Origin of the sequence: Aeromicrobium sp. CnD17-E (assembly GCF_024124745.1) — a bacterium.
Taxonomy (GTDB): Bacteria; Actinomycetota; Actinomycetes; order Propionibacteriales; family Nocardioidaceae; genus Aeromicrobium.
The window spans coordinates 1-3,606 of record NZ_JAMXRU010000173.1 but is presented as its reverse complement, the minus strand read 5'-3'; the positions used below and the strand labels follow the sequence as shown (position 1 = coordinate 3,606).

The following is a 3,606-nucleotide window of genomic DNA, read 5'->3' as shown; positions in this document are numbered from 1 at the left end:
CACCAGCACGCCCGCGGCCGGGCCGACGGCGGCCGGGTGCTGCTGCGCCCCGCCGACCTGCGCGTGGCCGTGCGCGAGGGACGCGAGTCCAACCTCGTGCTGCTGTGCGTCGACGCCTCCGGCTCGATGGCCGCGCGGCGCCGGATGGAGCAGGTCAAGACGGCCGTGCTGTCGCTGCTGCTCGACGCCTACCAGCGTCGCGACAAGGTCGGGCTCGTGACGTTCCGGGGTGCGTCCGCGTCCCTCGACCTCCCCCCGACGTCGTCGGTCGACGTCGCCGCGCGCCGGCTCGAGGAGCTGCCCGCCGGAGGCCGCACGCCGCTCGCCGAGGGCCTGGCGACGGCTGCCGACGCCCTGCGTCTCGAGGCCATCCGCGACCCGCTGCGCCGACCGCTCCTCGTCGTCGTCACCGACGGCCGCGCGACGTCGGGCCCCGACGCGCTCGCCCGCGCCCACCGCGCCGCCGACCACGTGCGCGCCACCCGCGTGGCCTCCGTCGTGGTCGACTGCGAGACCGGTGGCTTCCGGCTCGGCCTCGCCGCCGTGCTGGCCGACCGGCTCGGCGCCCAGCACCTCCCGCTCGGCGAGGTGAGCGCGGAGTCCCTCACCCGTGCCGTGAAGGAGGCCGCCTGATGCCCCAGGGTCAGCCGCTGGTCGTCCCCGACGACGGCCTCACCACCCGCCAGCGTCGCAACCGTCCGCTCGTCATGGTCCACACCGGGCCGGGCAAGGGGAAGTCGACCGCTGCGTTCGGCCTGGCCATGCGGGCCTGGAACCAGGGCTGGAAGGTCGGGGTGTTCCAGTTCGTCAAGTCCGCCAAGTGGCGCGTCGGCGAGCAGAGCGTGCTGGAGCACCTCGGTCGCCTGCACGAGACGGAAGGCCTCGGCGGGCCCGTCGAGTGGCACAAGATGGGTTCCGGCTGGTCCTGGTCGCGCAAGTCGGGCACCGACGACGACCACGCGGTCGCCGCGGCCGAGGGCTGGGCCGAGATCAAGCGCCGCCTCGCCACCGAGACGCACGACCTGTACGTGCTCGACGAGTTCACCTACCCGATGACGTGGGGCTGGGTCGACGTCGACGACGTCGCCGACACGCTCGCGTCGCGCCCCGGCCGCCAGCACGTCGTGATCACCGGCCGCGACGCCGCCCCCCGGCTCCTGGAGGTCGCCGACCTCGTCACCGAGATGACGAAGGTCAAGCACCCCATGGACGTCGGCCAGAAGGGCCAGCGAGGCATCGAGTGGTGAGCGTCCTGTGAGCACGCACCTGCCCCGCCTCGTGGTCGCCGCGCCGGCGTCGGGCCACGGGAAGACGACCATCGCGACCGGCCTCATGGCCGCACTGTCGCGGTCGGGCCACCGCGTGTCGGGCCACAAGGTCGGCCCCGACTACATCGACCCCGGCTACCACGAGCTGGCCACGGGCCTGCCCGGCCGCAACCTCGACCCGCACCTGGCGGGGGAGGAGCGGCTGCTGCCGCTGCTGCTGCACGGCGCCGCCGGCTCCGACCTCGCGGTCGTCGAGGGCGTGATGGGGCTGCACGACGGCATGCTCGGCACCGACGGGTACGCGTCGACGGCGCACGTCGCCCGCGTCACGCACAGCCCGGTGGTGCTGGTGGTCGACGTGTCGTCGGCGTCGCGGTCCATCGCCGCGCTCGTGCACGGCATGGTCACGTTCGACACGTCGGTGCGGGTGGCCGGCGTCATCCTCAACAAGGTGGGCTCCACCCGGCACGCCGACGAGGTCGTCCGCGCCCTGGAGGGCACGGGCGTGCCGGTGCTCGGCATCGTGCACCGCGACGACGGGGTGGTGGCACCCTCGCGCCACCTCGGCCTCGTGCCGGCGGAGGAGCGCGACGACGCCAAGGCCGCGCTCGACCGGCTCGCCGCGCGGGTGGCCAAGGCGGTCGACCTCGAGGAGGTCGTGCGCATCGCGCAGTCCGCGCCGCCGCTCACCGGCGAGGCGTGGGACCCGGTCGCCGAGACGGCGCCGCACACGACCGACGTGCCGGCGCAGCGCCGGGTGGTCGCCGTGGCGGGCGGCCGGTCGTTCACGTTCCGGTACGCCGAGACGGCCGAGCTGCTCGACGCGCTCGGCTGCGACGTGCGGGTCTTCGACCCGCTGCACGACGAGACGCTGCCGGAGGGCACGTCGGGCCTGTACCTCGGGGGCGGGTTCCCCGAGGTGCACGCCGCCACCATCTCGGCCAACGAGCCGCTGCGGCACGCCATCGCCGACGCCGTCGCCGCGGGCGTGCCGACGGTCGCCGAGTGCGCCGGCCTGCTGTACCTGTGCCGCACGCTCGACGGCGCCCCGATGGTCGGTGCCCTGCCCGCGGACGCCGCCATGACGCCGCGGCTGACGCTCGGCTACCGCACCGCCGTCGCGCCCGAGGAGCACCTCCTCGCGCCGACCGGCGGCCGGGTCACGGGTCACGAGTTCCACCGCACGCACGTGACGCCCGCCCATCCCGAGGCAGGCCTCACCGTCGCGTGGACGAGCGCCCACGGTCCCGCCGGCTTCGCGAGCCCCACGCTGCACGCCTCCTACCTGCACACGCACTGGGCAGGTCACCCCCGCATGGCCGCCCGCTTCGCCGCAGCGGTGCACGCCCTCCCCTGTGGCGTGGAGGCCCTCGCTGGTCACGCGTCTCGCTGGTCGAGTAGTGGCGCAGCGAGGAACGAGCGTGCGCCGCGTATCGAGACCACCCGGCAACGGCTCGGCGACGACGAGGGTCGTGCGACCGACCCCCTCCGCCACCACGGCGACGTCGAGGCGACGGACGGGCTCGTCGACCTCGCCGTCAACGTGCACGACGGCCTGCGGCCCGCCTGGCTCGACGACGCGCTGCGCGGCGCGCTCGACCGCGTCGGCAGCTACCCCGACGCGCGGGAGGCCGAGGCGGCCGTGGCGCACCGGCACACCCGACCCGTCGAGGAGGTGCTGGCCACGGCCGGTGCCGCCGAGGCGTTCACCCTGCTCGCGCGGGCCCGACCCTGGCAGCACCCCGTGGTCGTGCACCCGCAGTTCACCGAGCCCGACGTCGCCCTGCGCCAGGCCGGGCACACGCCGCGCCACGTGCTCCTCGGGCACGACTTCGCGCTCGAGCCCGATGCCGTCCCCGACGCCGCCGACCTCGTGGTCGTCGGCAACCCGACCAACCCGACCGGCGTGCTGCACCCGGCCTGGGCGTTGCGGGCGCTGGTGCGTCCGGGACGCGTCGTCGTGGTCGACGAGGCGTTCATGGACGCCGTGCCCGGGGAGTCGGCGTCGCTCGCCGACGCGCGCCTGCCGGGCGTGCTGGTGCTGCGCAGCCTGACGAAGCTGTGGAGCATCCCCGGCGTCCGTGCCGGGTACGTCCTCGGCGACGCCGACCTGGTCGCCGACCTGCGCGCGCAGCAGCCGCCGTGGTCGGTGTCGGCGCACGCCACCGCCGCGATCGTCGCCTGCACCTCCGACGACGCCCGCGCGGAGGCCGCCCGCCGTGCGTCGCAGGTCGCCCAGCACCGCGCCGTGCTCACCGACGGCCTCGACGCCCTCGGCGTGCGGCACCTGCCGTCCGCCGCGCCGTTCGTGCTGGCCGAGGTCGGCACGGGCGTGCAC

3 protein-coding genes are annotated in these 3,606 nt (G+C 75.7%); all 3 read left to right on the top strand.

Annotation, left to right across the window (positions count from 1 at the left end):
• On the top strand, nt 1–633 hold a 633-nt coding region (locus NH339_RS17645; RefSeq protein ID WP_253027304.1), incomplete at its 5' end, for a VWA domain-containing protein.
• Nucleotides 633–1,247 carry a cob(I)yrinic acid a,c-diamide adenosyltransferase gene (gene cobO / locus NH339_RS17640; RefSeq protein ID WP_253027303.1) on the top strand — a complete coding sequence of 205 codons (615 nt, stop codon included), beginning with the start codon at nt 633–635 and terminating at the stop codon, nt 1,245–1,247. The genes NH339_RS17645 and cobO, both read left to right, overlap by 1 nt.
• Nucleotides 1,248–1,254: 7 nt before the next feature.
• A partial coding sequence (locus NH339_RS17635; RefSeq protein WP_253027302.1) for a cobyrinate a,c-diamide synthase occupies nt 1,255–3,606 on the top strand: 2,352 nt, incomplete at its 3' end.

Bases quoted from the DNA above. Each gene is read 5' to 3' on its own strand.
- cobO (WP_253027303.1), top strand. From the start codon at position 633: ATGCCCCAGGGTCAGCCGCTGGTCGTCCCCGACGACGGCCTCACCACC.